The sequence below is a fragment of the Rhizobium sp. ERR 1071 genome (genome assembly GCF_007828675.1).
Taxonomy (GTDB): Bacteria; Pseudomonadota; Alphaproteobacteria; order Rhizobiales; family Rhizobiaceae; genus Rhizobium; species Rhizobium dioscoreae.
In genome coordinates this window covers 397,639-414,658 of record NZ_VITM01000001.1, presented here as the reverse complement: position 1 = coordinate 414,658, position 17,020 = coordinate 397,639, and the positions used below count along the sequence as shown (strand labels likewise).

Annotated in this window: 17 protein-coding genes and 1 tRNA gene; 13 read left to right on the top strand and 5 right to left on the bottom strand. The window is 57.9% G+C overall.

Going from position 1 to position 17,020, the window contains the following annotated elements:
* Window positions 1-11 precede the first annotated feature (11 nt).
* From FBZ99_RS02080 to FBZ99_RS02070, 3 genes are all read left to right on the top strand, one after another.
* Complete coding sequence (locus FBZ99_RS02080) at window positions 12-1,691, top strand: nitrite/sulfite reductase (protein WP_095434839.1); 1,680 nt, start codon at window positions 12-14, stop codon at window positions 1,689-1,691.
* A gap of 11 nt (window positions 1,692-1,702) precedes the next feature.
* Entirely contained in the window at window positions 1,703-2,215 is a 513-nt protein-coding gene (locus FBZ99_RS02075) for a DUF934 domain-containing protein (RefSeq protein WP_095434840.1), read from the top strand.
* Between the two features lie 245 nt (window positions 2,216-2,460).
* On the top strand, window positions 2,461-3,273 hold the full coding sequence (locus FBZ99_RS02070; RefSeq protein ID WP_069612125.1) for a ferredoxin--NADP reductase: 813 nt from the start codon (window positions 2,461-2,463) through the stop codon (window positions 3,271-3,273).
* Between the two features lie 53 nt (window positions 3,274-3,326).
* Here FBZ99_RS02070 and FBZ99_RS02065 read toward each other — a convergent pair whose 3' ends face one another.
* The 3 genes from FBZ99_RS02065 to FBZ99_RS02055 form a co-directional block, all read right to left on the bottom strand.
* Window positions 3,327-3,941 carry a GntR family transcriptional regulator gene (locus tag FBZ99_RS02065; RefSeq protein ID WP_113352566.1) on the bottom strand — a complete coding sequence of 205 codons (615 nt, stop codon included), beginning with the start codon at window positions 3,939-3,941 and terminating at the stop codon, window positions 3,327-3,329.
* Window positions 3,942-4,138: 197 nt separating this feature from the next.
* Complete coding sequence (locus FBZ99_RS02060) at window positions 4,139-4,345, bottom strand: hypothetical protein (protein WP_095434843.1); 207 nt, start codon at window positions 4,343-4,345, stop codon at window positions 4,139-4,141.
* Between the two features lie 191 nt (window positions 4,346-4,536).
* A complete protein-coding gene (locus FBZ99_RS02055; RefSeq protein ID WP_095434844.1) occupies window positions 4,537-4,794 on the bottom strand; it encodes a GlsB/YeaQ/YmgE family stress response membrane protein in 258 nt (85 codons plus the stop codon).
* Between the two features lie 377 nt (window positions 4,795-5,171).
* Between FBZ99_RS02055 and FBZ99_RS02050 the strand changes: the two genes are divergently transcribed.
* The 3 genes from FBZ99_RS02050 to FBZ99_RS02040 all read left to right on the top strand — a co-directional run bounded on the left by FBZ99_RS02050 (window position 5,172) and on the right by FBZ99_RS02040 (window position 7,105).
* Window positions 5,172-5,247, top strand: a tRNA-Lys gene (locus FBZ99_RS02050).
* Window positions 5,248-5,927: 680 nt separating this feature from the next.
* On the top strand, window positions 5,928-6,407 hold the full coding sequence (locus FBZ99_RS02045) for a hypothetical protein (RefSeq protein WP_113352565.1): 480 nt from the start codon (window positions 5,928-5,930) through the stop codon (window positions 6,405-6,407).
* 494 nt (window positions 6,408-6,901) lie between these two features.
* On the top strand, window positions 6,902-7,105 hold the full coding sequence (locus tag FBZ99_RS02040; RefSeq protein WP_113333746.1) for a hypothetical protein: 204 nt from the start codon (window positions 6,902-6,904) through the stop codon (window positions 7,103-7,105).
* An 818-nt stretch (window positions 7,106-7,923) separates the two neighbouring features.
* Here the strand turns inward: FBZ99_RS02040 and FBZ99_RS02035 are convergent.
* Window positions 7,924-8,202: a PsiF family protein gene (locus tag FBZ99_RS02035; protein WP_113333747.1), complete on the bottom strand. Its 279-nt coding sequence runs from the start codon at window positions 8,200-8,202 to the stop codon at window positions 7,924-7,926.
* Between the two features lie 284 nt (window positions 8,203-8,486).
* Between FBZ99_RS02035 and FBZ99_RS02030 the strand changes: the two genes are divergently transcribed.
* The gene (locus FBZ99_RS02030; RefSeq protein WP_113352563.1) at window positions 8,487-9,254 is read left to right on the top strand and encodes a cytochrome c biogenesis CcdA family protein; all 768 of its coding nucleotides are present in this window, start codon (window positions 8,487-8,489) and stop codon (window positions 9,252-9,254) included.
* Between the two features lie 60 nt (window positions 9,255-9,314).
* Window positions 9,315-10,277, top strand: a complete 963-nt coding sequence (locus tag FBZ99_RS02025; protein ID WP_113352562.1) for an AEC family transporter — start codon at window positions 9,315-9,317, stop codon at window positions 10,275-10,277.
* On the opposite strand, the gene FBZ99_RS02020 is transcribed toward FBZ99_RS02025, so the two are convergent.
* Window positions 10,254-11,456 (bottom strand): UbiH/UbiF family hydroxylase, encoded by a 1,203-nt coding sequence (locus FBZ99_RS02020; RefSeq protein WP_113352561.1) that lies wholly within the window; start codon window positions 11,454-11,456, stop codon window positions 10,254-10,256. The two genes, FBZ99_RS02025 and FBZ99_RS02020, sit on opposite strands and share 24 nt — an antisense overlap.
* A gap of 212 nt (window positions 11,457-11,668) precedes the next feature.
* On the opposite strand from FBZ99_RS02020, the gene pcsA reads away from it, so the two are divergent.
* From pcsA to FBZ99_RS01995, 5 genes are read left to right on the top strand one after another with little or no spacing between them, the layout of a single operon-like run.
* Window positions 11,669-12,394, top strand: coding sequence for a phosphatidylcholine synthase (gene pcsA, locus FBZ99_RS02015; RefSeq protein ID WP_113352560.1), 726 nt, complete (start codon window positions 11,669-11,671; stop codon window positions 12,392-12,394).
* A gap of 12 nt (window positions 12,395-12,406) precedes the next feature.
* On the top strand, window positions 12,407-13,390 hold the full coding sequence (locus FBZ99_RS02010) for a quinone oxidoreductase family protein (protein ID WP_113352559.1): 984 nt from the start codon (window positions 12,407-12,409) through the stop codon (window positions 13,388-13,390).
* A gap of 41 nt (window positions 13,391-13,431) precedes the next feature.
* On the top strand, window positions 13,432-15,006 hold the full coding sequence (locus tag FBZ99_RS02005; RefSeq protein WP_113333753.1) for an ABC transporter ATP-binding protein: 1,575 nt from the start codon (window positions 13,432-13,434) through the stop codon (window positions 15,004-15,006).
* Window positions 14,996-16,081 (top strand): ABC transporter permease, encoded by a 1,086-nt coding sequence (locus FBZ99_RS02000; RefSeq protein ID WP_069612137.1) that lies wholly within the window; start codon window positions 14,996-14,998, stop codon window positions 16,079-16,081. The genes FBZ99_RS02005 and FBZ99_RS02000 overlap by 11 nt, the downstream gene beginning before the upstream one ends.
* Window positions 16,078-16,998 carry an ABC transporter permease gene (locus tag FBZ99_RS01995; RefSeq protein ID WP_113352558.1) on the top strand — a complete coding sequence of 307 codons (921 nt, stop codon included), beginning with the start codon at window positions 16,078-16,080 and terminating at the stop codon, window positions 16,996-16,998. The genes FBZ99_RS02000 and FBZ99_RS01995 overlap by 4 nt, the downstream gene beginning before the upstream one ends.
* Window positions 16,999-17,020 lie beyond the last annotated feature (22 nt).

Below are 17,020 nucleotides of genomic sequence, written 5' to 3'. Positions count from 1 at the left end.
CCGAGGAAGTCATGTATCGTTACGATGAATTCGACCACGCCTTTGTTGCGGAACGGGTTGCCCAGTTCCGCGATCAGGTGGAGCGACGCCTCTCGGGGGAGCTTTCGGAAGACGCCTTCAAGCCGCTGCGCTTGATGAACGGCGTTTATCTGCAGCTGCATGCCTATATGCTGCGCATTGCCATTCCCTACGGCACGCTGAGTTCGCGCCAGATGCGCATGCTCGCCCATGTCGCCCGCACCTATGACCGCGGCTATGGCCATTTCACCACGCGCCAGAACCTGCAGTTCAACTGGCCGAAGCTCTCCGAAATGCCCGATGCGCTGGCTGATTTAGCCTCCGTCGAGATGCATGCGATCCAGACTTCCGGCAATTGCATTCGCAACGTGACTGCCGATCATTTCGCCGGCGCTGCGGCTGACGAAGTCGCCGATCCCAGGCCCTATGCCGAAATCCTGCGCCAGTGGTCGTCGGTTCATCCGGAATTTTCCTTCCTGCCGCGCAAGTTTAAGATCGCCGTCACCGGCGCCGAGCGTGACCGCGCTGCGATCCAGGTGCATGATATCGGCCTTCATCTGAAGAAGAACGACAAGGGCGAGATCGGCTTTGCCGTTTACGTCGGCGGCGGGCAGGGGCGCACGCCGCTGGTTGCCAAGCTGATCCGTGACTTCCTGCCGGAAGAGGATCTCCTGTCCTATACGACGGCGATCATGCGCGTTTACAATCTGCATGGGCGCCGCGACAACAAGTATAAGGCCCGTATCAAAATCCTCGTGCATGAAACCGGCGCCGAGGAACTGGCGCGTCAGGTCGAGGCCGAGTTCGACAAGCTGCGAGACACCGAACTGAAGCTGCCGGAAGCTGACGTTCAGGCGATCTCAGCCTATTTCGCACCGCCGACGCTGCCTGAGCGCCCCGAAGGCTGGGAAAGCCTGGCACGCTGGAAGAAGGCCGATCCGGCTTTTGCGCGCTGGGTGCAGCAGAATGTGCAGCCGCACAAGAACCCCGATTACGGCATGGTGACAATCTCGCTGAAGCCGATCGGCGGCATTCCGGGCGACGCCTCGGACGCGCAGATGGACGCCGTAGCCGATATCGCCGAGGAATATGCCTTTGACGAGATCCGCGTCAGCCATGAGCAGAACCTTATCCTGCCGCATGTGGCGCTGGCCGATCTCGAAGCCGTCTATCGCGCTCTGGTGGCCAACGGCCTGGAAACGGCGAATGCGGGCCTGATCACTGATATTATCGCCTGTCCCGGTCTCGATTATTGCGCGCTTGCCAACGCGCGTTCCATTCCGGTTGCGCAGGAAATCTCCACGCGTTTCGGTTCGCCCGAGCGCCAAGCGGAGATCGGCGAGCTGAAGATCAAGATTTCCGGCTGCATCAATGCCTGTGGCCATCACCATGTCGGTCATATCGGCCTGCTTGGGGTCGAGAAGAAGGGTGCGGAACTCTATCAGATCACGCTTGGCGGCTCCGGCGACGAAAATACCTCGATCGGCGAGATCATCGGCCGCGGCTTCGAGCCCGACAAAGTGACCGACGCCATCGAGACCATTGTCGATACCTATCTCGGCCTTCGTCTTGATCCTTCCGAAACCTTCCTCGCCGCCTACCGTCGTGTCGGCCCGCAGCCGTTCAAGACCGCGCTCTACGGCGCGTCCTCGTCGGCAGCGGAAGCCGCGTAAGGAGATCGACCATGACCAAGATTTGGCGTGAAACAGGTTTCGTGGACAATGATTCGTGGGTCATCGAGACCGATGAGGTCAAGGCGACCGAGGCGCAGAAGCCGCTACTCGGCCTCGATGCGTTGATCGCGAAGGCGGAAGAGAGCAATGAGGCAGGCCTCGGCGTTCTCATCAAGCCCGCCGATGACGTGACCCGGCTGCAGCCCTATCTCGACCGTCTCGATATCGTCGCGGTCGCGTTTCCGGCATTCAACGATGGCCGCGCCTTCAGCCATGCCTCGCTGCTGCGTCAGCGCCTCGGCTATGCCAATGAGCTGCGTGCGGTTGGCGACGTGCTGATCGATCAGATTCCGCTGATGCTGCGCGTGGGTATCGATAGTTTCGCGGTCACCAACGCAACAGCGCTGAAGCGCCTGTCGGAAAATCGCCTTCCGGGCATTCCGCACTATTATCAGCCGACCGCTCGGCGTGCCGAAGGCGGACAGGCCTATAGCTGGCGGCGATTGCCGGCAAAGTCGGCCTGATGTGGAAAGGCTCACTGTTGCGGCAATTTGACAGTGTCGGATTGCCGTATTCAAGCCTCTCGAAGGATATAATGTCGGCAATCTGGAAACTTGACTGAAAAATGCATATTTCAGTCCTGTACTGCCGGTTGGAATGGAATGCCTTTCAAAACCGGCTATATTATTATATCAGCGTCGCGAAATGAGCCTGCCGGGAAAAACGTGCCCAGGAAAACGCGTAAGACTAATACGGGATCCGAGACAGAATGAACGCCCCCGCAAAGACAGATGAATTTGCTTCAGCAGTACCCGCAGGCGTCTTCGCCGAGAAGGTGCTGAGCGTCACGCATTATACCGACCGGCTCTTTCGTTTCACCATGACCCGGCCGCAAGGCTTCCGCTTCCGTTCAGGCGAGTTCGCCATGATCGGCCTAATGGTCGAGGGCAAGCCGCTGTATCGCGCCTATTCGATCGCGAGCCCTGCCTGGGCCGATGAGCTTGAATTCTTTTCCATCAAGGTGCCGGACGGTCCGCTGACCTCGCACCTGCAGAACATCAAGCCTGGCGATGAAGTGCTGATGCGCAAGAAGCCGACCGGTACGCTGGTTCTGGACGCGCTGACCCCTGGCCGCCGTCTCTACATGTTCTCCACCGGCACCGGCATTGCACCATTTGCGAGCCTCATCCGCGACCCGGAGACCTATGAGAAGTATGAGGAGGTCATCCTCACCCATACCACGCGCGATGTTGCTGAGCTGAAATACGGCTTCGATCTCGTCGAGGAAATCCGCAACGACGAGCTGTTGAGCGAAGTCGTCGGCGACAAGCTACGTCATTATGCCACCGTGACCCGCGAGGAATTCCCCTTCAAGGGCCGCATTACCGATCTCATCGAGAACGGCAAGCTTTTCAGCGATCTCGGCGTGCCGCCGCTGGATCCCGCGATCGATCGCGGCATGATCTGCGGCTCCTCCGCCATGCTGAAGGACACCAAGTCGCTGCTCGAGAAGGCTGGCCTGAACGAGGGTGCTAACAACAATCCGGCCGAGTTCGTCATCGAGCGAGCTTTCGTCGGCTGATCGGCCCCTAAATCCGGAATGAAAGGCGGCTTTGGTAACGGGGCCGCCTTTTTTCATGTGCCGCTGAGGTAATCAATGAGTGATGCCATTGCAGTCTCGGCCGCCTTGGCATCACCGCCTCGAATGGCTTCGATGGCCTGAACATGCATGGCGATCGCCAGGCCCATGCGATCATGCGTTCCAGTGGAATACCACAGACGGCGTGCGTGCGTCTGCACGGTTGCGAGCGCCGCTGTGATGAAGTTGTTGGGGCAGGCGGCTTCGAGAATTTCGTCGAAGGCCTTATCGGCAGCGAAAAAGCCGGGAAGGTCGCCGGTAACGGCACACTCCGTCATCAGGCGGGCGCATTCCTCCAACTGCTCGCGCTGCTGCTGATCGGCATGGGTGGCGGCGAGCGCGGCCGCAATTGGCTCCAATTCACGTCTCACCTGCATGACATATTGATGGTCTTCGGGGCGAATCTCCGCGATTTGCAGGCCGACGCGCGGCCGCACATGGATCAATCCCTGCCATGCAAGTTTCTGGATTGCCTCGCGCACCGGTGTTCGCCCATGCTCGGCCACTTCGATCAGCTGCTTTTCGGTGACGAGGGCGCCTGGCTTCAACGCAAGCGTCACGATCGCGTATTCCAACGCGAGATAGGCAAGATGGCTAAGCGAATTCTGCATTCGAGGCTGCGTCCGGCTTATGCTTGAGTGGCACACAGTGTCATTTAGCATCTCCGAAGGCAATCGGATGTGATATATCAGTATATTGCAAAGCCATGCGTCATGGCCGTGCCGCTGACTATCGTGTCTGCGGGCTCGTCGCTTTGCAGTCGCCGATCTCGGGGGCATTTCGCAAGCCTGGCTGGGAAAGCCGTGCGTTATCGACCGATTGCGGTTGCAAGGCTGGGCGGCCTTCGTTTGGCAGCCATGAGCAGGTCCAGTTCGGTGGACGACGGGCCGAACTTGTAGAAGAGGCGTTTTGCCTCCGCATCATCGAGGCGATATTTCCGTGCAAACTCGGCAATGCTGTAGGGGCGGCCGCGGATGACTTTGCGGGTGGTTGTCCGATTGGCGTTTTCCGTCATGTTTCCAACCTCCTTTCGGTTCCCTTTTGGTAGATAGCGTCGAGGTCGCGCTTGGAAAGGCCTCAAAAGCCTCGGCGCATTTTCGCTGTCTTGCGTCTCACCGGGTGAGCGCAACAAAAAAGGGAAGGCGGTTTGGCCCGCCTTCCCTTTTTTCCTCTTCCCAATTCGGGTTTTCGCAGCCCGATGCGCTGCTAACGTCTGATCAGTCGGCCGACGAAAATCAGGATGCAGGCGCCGATGAAACCTGTAATCAGGTAGTTCAGCCATACATGGAACGGCAGGACGATGCCGAGCGTACGGAAAAGCCAGCTGGCAACGAGCGCGCCGACAATGCCGAGGATGATGTTCATGATTATGCCCGTGTTGCTTTTCATGATCATCTCGGCGAACCAGCCAGCTAGGCCGCCGATGATAATTGCTGCAATCCAACCGACGTTTGCGTCTTCCATAAAAGAACCTCCTGAGGGCCCGACAGGTTGTTAACAATAACTGATATACACCAAAAACGATTCGCACCCCAACTGTTGCGGATGGCGAGCCGATCGATCCGTTCATTGCAACCCTGATTATTATGGGAAATTGTTACGGTTGTTTGGGTCTTTGAGAAGCGTTTGCCTTGTTGGAGCTCATCCGCGTACGGTGCCGGATTTCTGATTTTCCTTAATAATAGGCAACTTCCTCGGCTCGATGCCGTCGTTCAGGGGTAGTGAGGTGAGGAAAAGCATCCTCGGCCACTGACAACCGCAATTTTATGGGTTGACCGCAATAGGGCGTCTGCATATGTTCCGCGCACTTCCAACCGGGGCAGCTTCTGCCAGCGGAGAGGGAGAGCGTAGCTCAGTCGGTAGAGCAACTGACTTTTAATCAGTAGGTCATGGGTTCGAATCCCATCGCTCTCACCATCGCCTTTTTGTCCAGCCCGAAGAGATAGGTAACCGAACGTCCCTAGGACGAAGGTCGCGGGCTTTTGTATTACTCGATTTTTCAGTGATATCGACGTTACGCGGATAAAGCACCTGGCCAGATGTGGCACACAGACAGGAACAGTCAATTTTGCCGTGCAATCCAGACGCAAGAATAGCCCGGTATTCGCTGCCTGCAGGGGAGATGCGCGAATCGAGATATTTATCCGGCGCCGCTGATCTACTAAATGAGCGCTCTTAATACCAAAGGATCAAGATGTCTGACCATCCGCGTTCATTAGAGTCGACGAGGCGTTGTTTATCGGATCGAAAGCCGAAAGGGACGATTATTTACATAATGGTCGCCGCAGTTGCTGTAATCATCGGGTTGACTTCCGGACGGCACGAGAGCGCGATCCAAACGGTCCCCGAGGTCGCAAAGCTGGTTCATTAGATCGCTCATCAGGCGAGCCGAAGGCTGCACGGCCCGGCAGCCTTCGCAGTCGTTTCTGCATTGCCAAATCTCATGGATTGTTGGCCTCGGCTCGCGACGTGCTTTCGTTTTCCAGGCATAACGCACAGGTTGTTGATGAGATTTGGCCGGAATTGGCTGGTGACGAATCTCGATTTGGTAGTACCATAGCTTCATCAATAAGATTGTTGGTGAAGACGACAGGCGAATGATGGAATTCGTGGCAGAGCTGTCACTATGGGAGATTTATGCAACCGTTTGTGGGTTGCTGGTATCCTTGGGACTTTTGGCCGGATTGATCGCGGGCAGGAGGCTTCCGATAGCCTTGAGGCTGCTGCCGCTTTTAGGAATCGCGATGACCACACCGGTGACCGAGCGGTTAGTGGTTCCCTTCCTTTCGGAGCGCTATCCGGTGATCTTTGCCAACAAGGATTTACCTAAGAAGATCGATCAAAAGACCACGCTGACAAAGATAGATCTCACCGATCATATCTATAGCTATTTCTACGATCTTGACGACGATGATGACGATTTCGATCCGCCTCTCGTCAAATCCGCACAGCTCACTGACCTCTGCGACTTCCTGTTGCCGAAGTTCAGTTCCGGCGAAGCATCTCTGGCGAATTACATCTATCAGCTGAAGGGTAGGGATTATTCATTTTCAGTCGACAGCACCGACTGCTCCTGACCTTTGGACAGGCGAAATATTAAGAGCACCCTGATTCAAGATCGGCGATCGCTTACGGTCGAGCAACGTCGACGCATGTTCCGTGGCCAATGCCTATAGGATTGCGGGACTATGAGTGCGATTGCGGGATTATGCGATTGTGGAAAGTGCGACGACCGCAACCGCGGTGAGGCCACCGAAGATCGGTAGCAGTTTCAACATAACAAGCCGTGCGAGCTTCTTCCGTTCGACCGACGTCATGATTAGCTTCCTCACATGGCAGTGAAGCTTAAACGCATGAAATTCATGATTCGTTTCACGTCTATCGTCGCATTATTATATTATCTGTCGCTAAAAGTACAGTGAGGTGGCGCTTTGCCGCTTCCAAAGACGAAAATCCTCCGAAATTCGCTCGGCAGTCGGATGAGAGATCGCCGACTATGATGGTGTCGTTATTTCCATCGGAACCTAATCGCATCAAGTGAGTTCCCTTTTGAAAAGACAGGAGGCGCATCTTGGCACAGGATCGACAAAGTGAATCGCATGGTGGACGTGAGAAGAAGCAAGCCCTGGCGAAGATACAGCATAGCGAGATCCGTAAGGACGACCGGCTGAATAAAGAAAAAGACGAGGCTTCGCTCGTTGCCGATCCCCGCAACAGGCTTGCCGAGGGTAAAGTCGATCCGGTGACAAAAGAGCGTAAGCCTAGGGACGCATGAGCCCCAGGGACGTCTGAGCGATACACCGATGTCGGATGGCTGCTCGCGCGCGTCATGCGCCGTTTCTCATGGAAAGATAATCGCGCAGTCCGGCAAAAGTAGCGCAGCGACGATCGCGATGCGATCATCGTTTCTGCAGTGACGTTGCTGTTTGCGTCGCCGACTTCATTCTCCATCATTCATGAATGCAACGACTTAGGTGACGATGGGTTTGTGCCGCCGTCGTTCAGCGCGATGTCCATGATGGCAAGAAGAACATATTCGCGCTTCCAGCCGGATTTCATCGCCGCAGCAACCAGGCTCTCGATGGAGGGTTCCAGGGCGAAAAGACAGGCTGTCAGATAGTTAGTCTGCGATGCTGCTTCCGAAGGGGGAGGGTTTATGGCGGGTCTCAACTTCCTGCTCCGTCTATTGATTTGACCGGATAGGGATGGACTGTAATGTCAGTCGGTTTCCCGGGTTTGTCTCGTTTATTGCAGAACGTTGCTATGGCTGCGAGAGAGCCAAGCCCGCAATCGAAGTCGACAATGAGCGGGTGATAGCCGGATAACGCACACTCACGCCGGCCGGCATCAATGGCACTAGCCTGCAAGGTCATCTTAGAAAAGGCGACAACGGTTTTCCGTCCGGAATTCGGCGAGAACAACAGGATATGTCCGACTAAAGGATCGCAGCACAAGCGATCGTCGCAAGCAAACAGCGTTCAGACGCCGCAGCTCGGTCTTTCCGTCGGGATTATTTGATGGGAGCGCCGTAGTGGTCAACTCTACCGCCAGCTGGACGGCAAAGTTGACCACGATTCGAGAATGAAACGAGTTTTAGGCCTTGCCGCCGTTCTTCTTGCAATCGCTTCGGAACTTGGCACGTGCCTTTCCATGCAGACCCTTGGCGTCAGCCTGAGCCGAACATGCCTTTGAAACGGCGGTTTGGGCAGGCTTCGTTGCCTTCGGCTTCATCGTATTTGTCGTCGACGGGGTCGACGTCGTTGCGCTCGGGGTTGTTGTGGTCGTGCTAGGGGTGGTCGCCGTTTGTGCCATGGCACTTACGCTGAAGAGTGCGACAAAGGCTGCAGTCGTGAACATAGTAGCAATACGCATGGGGGCTTTTCCTCCGCTGAGTAGCTGGGGTGGAATGTACGTTGTTCGACGAACATCAACAGCTTGAACCAATATTTTTACAAAAGCAATTCGTTCATCAGCCGGCTCCGCGACCCTTGGTCACGCCCGGAAAATTCGGGGAAAACCGCGATCTTGCGCATGGCTATGCGTAGCTCAATTCCGTCAACTTTAAGGCAAGATGCCAAGCCCGCTCGAAAAGGTGATTGGCTTTCCGCTACCCGCGCCATTAGGAAAGAATCGGAATGACATAGCCGGAGTCCATCGTGTCGCTTGCCGATATCTCGCTTCTGAGTGCCTTGCTCGCCGGAGCGCTTTCGTTTCTTTCACCTTGCGTGCTGCCGCTGGTGCCGCCTTATCTCTGCTACATGGCGGGAATTTCGGTCGAGCAGTTTCGCGGAGGCGGTGCAGCGGTAGCGGGAAGCCCGAGTGTTCCTGGCCCGAGCGTTCGCGGCAATGTGCTGATGTCGGCACTGTTCTTCACCTTGGGATTTGCCACCGTATTTGTCGCGCTCGGCGCCGGTGCGTCCTCGATCGGCATGCTTTTGCGCCAGCACCTCGATGTTCTCGCCAAGATCGGCGGTTTGATCATCGTCATCATGGGGCTGAACTTCCTCGGCATCTTCCGCATCGGCCTTCTGGCCCGGGAGGCGCGCTTCCAGAGCGGCGGCAAGCCGGCGACACTGACGGGCGCCTATATCATGGGCCTCGCCTTTGCTTTCGGCTGGACGCCTTGCATCGGCCCGGTGCTTGGTGCGATCCTCGGCATTGCCGCCTCGCGTGAAACGGTGGGAGCCGGTGCGGGCCTGCTTGCCGTCTATTCGCTCGGGCTTGCCATCCCCTTCTGGATCGCCGCCGGCTTTTCCGGCGCCTTCATGCGCTTTCTCTCCCGCTTCCGCCGCCATCTCGGCACGGTCGAAAAGATCATGGGCGGGCTTCTGGTGCTGACAGGTCTGGCTTTCATCTTCGGCTATGTGAGCGACATGGCGATCTGGTTTCAGCAGACCTTTCCAATCCTGATGCAAATCGGCTAAGTCGGGCGATACCTTCCGCCTTTTTCCCGGCAAGTGGAACATGCTCGATGGCTGACACCCATGGCTGATATTGTTGGTCTGCTGCTGCCCTTCTTCGGCTTGATCCTGATCGGTTACGTTGCCGCGCGCATTACGAAGCAGCCGGCAGAAGCGCTCGGCTGGCTGAACACGTTCATTATCTACGCAGCATTGCCGGCGCTGTTCTTCAGGCTCGTTTCGCAGACGCCGATCGAACAGCTGACTCGGATCGACTTCATCGCCACCGATATCGCCGCGACTTACTCGATTTTCCTGCTGCTGTTCCTGATCGGCCACTTCCTGCGCCGCAATTCGCTTGCCGACAGCACTATCCAGGCCTTTGCCGGCGCCTATGGCAATATCGGCTACATGGGGCCGGGGCTTGCGCTACTGGCGCTCGGCGAACGGGCCGCGGTTCCGGTAGCGCTGATCGTGTGCTTTGAAAACGCACTGCATTTCATTGTCGCGCCTGCCCTGATGGCGCTGGAAGGCGGCGACAAGCGATCGCCATGGCGCGTTGCTGCCGATATCGCCCGGAAGGTACTGCTGCACCCTTTCATCCTGTCGACAGCGCTGGGTTTTGTCGTGGCTGCGTTATCGCTGCACCAACCGATCGCCTTCGAGCGATTTGTCAATTATCTCGCACAAGCGGCTGCACCTTGTGCACTATTTGCCATGGGGGTAACGCTCGCGCTGCGTCCGCTGAAGCGGGTTCCAGTCGAGATCGGCTATATCGTGCCGGCAAAGCTCATCCTGCATCCATTGGTCGTCTATGTCGTCCTGCAAGCTGTCGGCGGCTTCGATCCGATCTGGATCGAGGCGGCCGTATTGCTGGCGGCGTTGCCGACGGCAACGAACGTCTTCGTCATCGGCCAGCAATATGGTGTCTGGCAGGAGCGGGCCTCCGCTACCATCCTGATCACCACGGCCTGTTCCGTGGTGACGGTTTCGCTGGTGCTCTATCTGATAAAGTCCGGCACCTTACCGGCGCAGCTTTTCCCGTAATGCCGACGAAAAGTTGCGCAGGCCGCCACCCGGTTCGATACCCTCGCGCATGACGATGTTGCGCAGCGGAGCAATGGCCGAAAGCACATGCAGGCCTGCCGCGCGCAGCATCTGTACCGGCAGGAAGTCCGACAGCAGCGAACGATTGAGAAGATCGACGCTTGCCGTGCGGCTGATGATGTCAGCACGTCTCTTGCGGTCGAAACTATCGCCCGATGTGGCCGGGATCGGCTGGTCCCCCCGCGTGCAGAGAATATCTGTCAGCGCCAGGATATCGCGAAGGCTGAGATTGAGGCCTTGCGCGCCGATTGGGGGGAAGACGTGGGCTGCTTCGCCGATCAGCGCTACGCGGCCCTTGCCGAAGCGATAGGCTGTCATGCCTGAAAGGGGCCAGACCTGCACGCTGTCCTCGATCGTGACCTGGCCGAGCATCGATTGCATCCGCTCCTCGACCAGCCGGCCGAGTTCTTCGAGCGACTTCTCTGCGTTGGCTGCCGCTTCGGCCGGCTTCTGAACCCAGACGAGGCTGGAGCGCCGGCCGGGCAGAGGCACCTGCGTAAACGGACCGCTTTCGGTATGGAATTCCGTGGAGATGTTCTGATGCGACAGGCTATGCGAAAAATTCAGAACCATTGCCGATTGCGGATAGGACCAGCCCTTGGTCTTGATTCCGAGCGTCTCTCGCACCATCGAATTGCGGCCGTCCGCGCCGACGACGAATGCCGCATCGATCGAATCGCCATTGTCGAGGGTGATCGATACGCCATCATCGCCGAAGGTGGTCTCGGAAGCCGTGGCCTCGATGCGGCTGACATTGCCTTCCGCTTCGATGGCTTGGCTGAGATTGTCGAGCAACACGGCATTCGGAATATTGTAGCCGAAGGCATCCAGGCCGATTTCGGACGATCGGAACGAGACGGTCGGCGCCCGCAACAGTCGCGATGTGCCGTCTATGATGCGCATCGTCGTCAGCGGCGCGGCTGAGGGTGCGATCCTGTCCCACAGCGTCAGGCGTTCCAGAAAGCGGATCGACTGATCCATCAGCGCCGTCGTCCGCTTGTCGGCCTTGTTGTGCGGCGCCGCGACAAGGGCGACGGATCTTCCGCCGCGTGCCAGCGCGAAAGCCGTGATCATGCCGGCGAGTCCACCGCCGATAACGGCCACTTCAATCTGCTTCATATCGATGCCTCAATTGCCTTTGGTTCTGAAAATAAGCGCTTAGCCTGTTGAAATCCATGGGATGAAACATCGCAACGGGTGAAAATGACAGTAAGTCGCGCTAGCGTGCCGCAATGAACGCTTTTGCGCTGGCGATGCCGACCAAAGGATGCATATTAGCAAGAAAAACCGCCTGCCGGGGCAGGTGAATAAGCTGACGAGTCGTGGGGCGGATGAAAATCTTCAATTACAAGCGGGTGCCTTATGCGGAGATGCGTGCGTTCTCCGTTCATATACTGACGGCATCCGGATCGTTTCTCGCCTTTCTCGGTGTCGTCGCGGCGTCGGAACATCGCTTCGTCGATATGTTCTGGTGGCTTGGCCTGGCGCTGCTGGTCGATGGCATAGACGGACCGATTGCGCGCAAGGTCCGCGTCAAGGAGGTGCTACCCAACTGGTCCGGCGACACACTAGACAATATCATCGATTACGTGACCTACGTGCTCCTGCCTGCCTTCGCGCTCTATGAGAGCGGCATGATCGGCGAGCCTTGGTCGTTCGTCGCCGCTGGCATGATCGTCGTTTCCAGCGCCATTTATTACGCCGATACGGGCATGAAGACGGACGAATATTTCTTCTCCGGCTTTCCGGTGGTCTGGAACATGGTGATCTTCACCCTTTTCGTCATCGGCGCCAGTGCAACGACAGCCATGATCCTCGTCGGTGTTTCCGTCGTCCTGACCTTCCTGCCGATCAATTTTCTGCATCCGGTGCGCGTCAAGCGCTTGCGGCCGCTGAACCTTGGCATATTTCTCTTCTGGTCGGCGCTTGGCATCTATTCGCTGCTGATGCATTTCGTCATGCCGCAATGGGCGGTTGTCCTGTTCATCGTCAGCGGGACTTATCTTTATTGCATCGGTGCCGTGCTGCAGTTTTTCCCGTCCCTCGGACGTCAGTAAGGATTGTGCATCATGAAGAAGACCAAGGCTATCCGTATTCATGAAAATGGCGGTCCGGAGGTCATGAAGCTGGAGGAGGTGGATTTGCCACCTCCCGGCGCGGGTGAGGTGCAGCTTCGTCACGCTGCGATCGGCCTCAACTTCATCGATGTCTACTTTCGCTCCGGCCTCTATAAGGCACCTCAATTTCCGTTGCCGCTCGGTAAGGAAGCTGCGGGGACGATCACCGAAGTCGGGCCTGGGGTAACCGATTTTGCCGTCGGCGATCGCGTTGCCTATGCCGGCAGCGATGGCGCCTACAGCATCGAACGCAACATCGAGACCCGGCATCTGGTCAAAGTGCCCGATGATATTCCGCTTGAAACCGCGGCATCGATGATGCTGAAGGGCATGACGGCCGAGTATCTGCTGAACCGCACCTTCAAGGTTGGTCCTGGAACGACGCTGTTGTTTCATGCGGCTGCAGGCGGTGTAGGCCTGATTGCCGGCCAATGGGCTAAGGCCCTCGGCGCCGAAACCGTCATCGGCACTGCCGGTTCCGCCGAAAAGGTCGAATTAGCGCTGGCGCACGGCTACGACCACGTCATCGACTACAGCGAAGAGAATTTTGCCGAGCGTGTCCGCGAGATTACCGGAGGCAAGGGTGTCGATGTCGTCTATGACTCGGTGGGCAAGGATACTTTCCCGCGGTCACTCGATTGTCTGAAGCCGCGCGGGATGTGGGTCACCTTCGGCCAGTCTTCCGGCCCGATCGAGAATTTCAATCTTGCCATCCTCAATCAGAAAGGCTCGCTCTTTGCCACGCGGCCAAGCCTTTTTGCCTATGTCGGCACAGCTGAGGAGTTGAGAGCCAGTGCAAAGGCGTTATTTGCTGTTGTGCAAAGCAGCAAAGTGCGTATCAATATTCATCAAACTTATCCGCTTGTTGATGCAGGGCGCGCGCATGCGGATTTGGAAGCCAGGAAAACGAGTGGAACTACACTACTGATCCCATAGATCCGTAAAGGGCAGGACGGTGGGAAGGAAATGAGGGGAACGTGTCGTCATCCGATGCGCCGGCAACCGGTGCACTATTGTCGGTTCGCAAACTGACGAAACTGTTCGGCAGTTTTACTGCTTGCAACGAAATCGATCTTGAAATCCAGCCAGGCGAAATTCACGCCCTTTTAGGCGAAAACGGCGCCGGCAAATCCACGCTTGTCAAGATGCTGTTCGGCGTGCTCGAACCGTCGCATGGACAGATCGTCTGGCAAGGGCAACCTGTGTCGATAGACGCGCCGGGCACTGCGCGCAAGCTCGGCATCGGCATGGTATTCCAGCATTTTTCTTTGTTCGAAGCGCTGACTGTCGCCGAAAATATAGCGCTCTCGCTCGACAGCAATATCCCGCTTGCAAGAATTTCCGAGGAAGCCGCAAAGCTCTCTCACGCTTATGGATTGCCGCTCGATCCGAATGCGCATGTCGCCGATCTTTCGGTTGGCGAACGCCAGCGCATCGAGATTGTGCGGGCGCTTCTGCAAAATCCCAAACTGATCATTCTTGACGAGCCCACTTCCGTTTTGACACCGCAGGAAGCCGATCGTCTCTTCGAGACCCTGTTTAAGTTGAGAGACGAGGGACGCTCGGTGCTCTACATCAGCCATCGGCTGGAGGAGGTGCAGCGCATCTGTTCGCGCGCTACTGTCCTGCGCCACGGCAAAGTTACGGGCGCCTGCGATCCGCGGCAGGAAACGACCGGTTCGCTCGCTCGTATGATGGTCGGCAACGATGTCGCCAGCGTGCAGCACGAGGGCCTCGGTGCGAAGGGAGATATTCTCCTGGAGATTGCCGGTCTTTCGGCACCGGCACGAACCCCGTTTGCCATGGCACTGAAGGACGTTTCCCTGCGTGTGCGCGCCGGCGAGATCCTGGCGATTGCCGGGGTTGCCGGCAACGGCCAGGGCGAATTGTTCGATGTCATTTCCGGCGAATACACGGTCGCAGCGGACGATCTCGTCCAATTGCGCGGCAAGTCCGTCGGCACCAAGGGCATTAATGCGCGCCGACTGATCGGCGCCGGTTTCGTGCCGGAGGAACGCCACGGCCATGCTGCGGTATCCGCATTGAAGCTGTCGGATAACCTCGTGCTCGCCAGGCATCAGTCGGACCGCAAGTCGTTTCTGGGTGGTGGCTTCTTCAACGTCATCAGGCACGGCGCGGTCAAGCAGGCGACGAAGCGCATCTGCGAGGCTATGGATGTGCGCAAGAGCGGCGAGGATCCGGCTGCCGGCGCGCTGTCCGGCGGCAATCTGCAGAAGTTCATCGTCGGCCGCGAATTGGATCGTCAGCCGAGCGTGCTCGTCGTCAACCAGCCGACTTGGGGTGTCGATGCCGGCGCCGCAAGCCGCATCCGCCAGGCGCTGGTCGATCTCGCTCGCGATGGCTCGGCCGTGCTCGTCATCAGCCAGGATCTGGATGAGATTTTCGAAGTCGCGACCGATATTGCCGTCATTTCGGAAGGGCGGCTGTCACCGTCCTATCCCGCCGGCGAGTTGACGCGCGAAAAGATTGGCCTGCTGATGGGCGGGCTGCATGAATCGAAAACGCATTCGGAGCCTGCACATGCGCATTGAACTTGAAAAGCGCCCGCAGGTCTCGAAACTGTTCGGTTTGCTTTCACCTCTGCTTGCCCTCGCATTGGCGCTGATCGCCGGCACCATCATGTTCGCCGTCATGGGCAAGGATCCCGTCGAGGCGCTCGATGCTTTCTTTGTCGAGCCTCTGCTGGAAGTGTGGTCGCTGCACGAATTGGCGATCAAGGCCGGGCCGCTGATCCTGATCGCCGTCGGCCTTTGCCTCTGCTACCGTTCCAACAATTGGAATATCGGTGCCGAAGGCCAGTTCACGATGGGCGCGATCGCCGGCTCCTTCATCCCGATCGTCTTCACTGATTGGCATTCGCCGATGATCCTGCCTTTGATGCTGATCGCCGGCGCCATCGGTGGCGCGCTCTATGCCGCCATTCCGGCGCTTCTGAAGGCGCATTTCAATACCAATGAGATCCTGACGAGCCTGATGCTTGTCTATATTGCGCAACTGTTCCTCGATTGGTTGTCGCGCGGGCCGTGGCGCGATCCGCAGGGCCATAATTTCCCGCAGAGCATCGATTTTCCGCCGGAAGCCGTCCTGCCGGCAATCTGGGAGGATTCCGGGCGCGCGCATTGGGGCATCGTCTTTGCCGTTATCGCGGCGATCCTTGCCTGGTTCGTTATGAAATATACGCTGAAAGGCTTTGAGATAAGCGTGCTCGGCCAGTCGGCGCGGGCAGGGCGCTTTGCCGGCTTTTCCTCGCGGAAAATGGTTTGGTTCGCCTTTCTCGTTTCGGGGGCGCTCTCGGGATTGGCCGGCATATCCGAAGTTTCCGGTTCCATCGGCCATCTGCAACCGGCGATCTCGCCGGGTTACGGTTTCACCGCCATCATCGTCGCCTTTCTTGCGCGCCTCAATCCGCTCGGAGCCATCCTTTCCGGTCTGGTGCTGGCGCTGACCTATCTCGGTGGTGAAGCCGCGCAATTATCGCCGGGGATATCAGCCAAGGCGGCCAGCGTTTTCCAGGGCCTCTTGCTATTTTTCGTGCTCTCCTGCGACACGTTGATCTATTACAAAATCCGTGTGATCTGGTCGCGGGTCCGTGGAGGTGCGGCATGAGCGTTTTCGAAGCAATCCTCCTGACGATCATCACCGCATCGACGCCGCTCGTTATCGCTGGCCTCGGCGAATTGGTGGTGGAGCGCTCGGGCGTCCTCAACCTCGGCGTCGAAGGCATGATGATTATCGGCGCCGTCGCCGCTTTTGTCGGCGCGCAGATGAGCGGATCGCCCTATGTCGGCCTGCTGACCGGTATCATTGCCGGTGCGCTCTTCTCGCTGCTGTTCGGCTTCCTCACTCTGACGCTGGTGACGAACCAGGTGGCGACCGGTCTGGCGCTGACCATCCTGGGGCTCGGCCTTTCCGGCATGATCGGTGAAGGCTATGTCAGCGTGCCTGGCGTCCAGCTGCACGAGATCGTCTTCCCGTTCCTGTCGGATATTCCGCTGATCGGCTCGGTGCTGTTCAAGCAGGATCTGACCTTCTACCTCTCAATCGCGCTTCTGATCGGCGTGAATTGGTTCCTCTTCCGCAGTCGCGCCGGCCTGAAACTGCGTGCCGTCGGCGACAGCCATGGCTCCGCCCATGCGCTCGGGATCGACGTCATCCGCACGCGCTATCTCGCTGTCATGTTCGGCGGTGCCTGCGCCGGGCTTGCCGGCGCGCAGCTCTCGCTCGTCTATACGCCGCAATGGGTGGAGAACATGTCGGCCGGCCGCGGTTGGGTGACGCTGGCGCTCGTCGTCTTCGCCTCCTGGCGGCCGATGCGTGTTCTGGCCGGCGGTTATCTCTTCGGCGCCGTAACGATCCTGCAGTTCCATGCGCAGGGCTTCGGCGTCGGCATTCCCTCGCAATTCCTGTCGATGCTGCCCTATGCGTCGACTATTGTGGTTCTCGTCATCATCTCTCAAAATCGCCGCGCGACCTTGATCAACACGCCAGCGTCGCTCGGCAAGGCCTTCGTTCCGGAGCGTTGATTGCAACGGCCGGACCGATTTC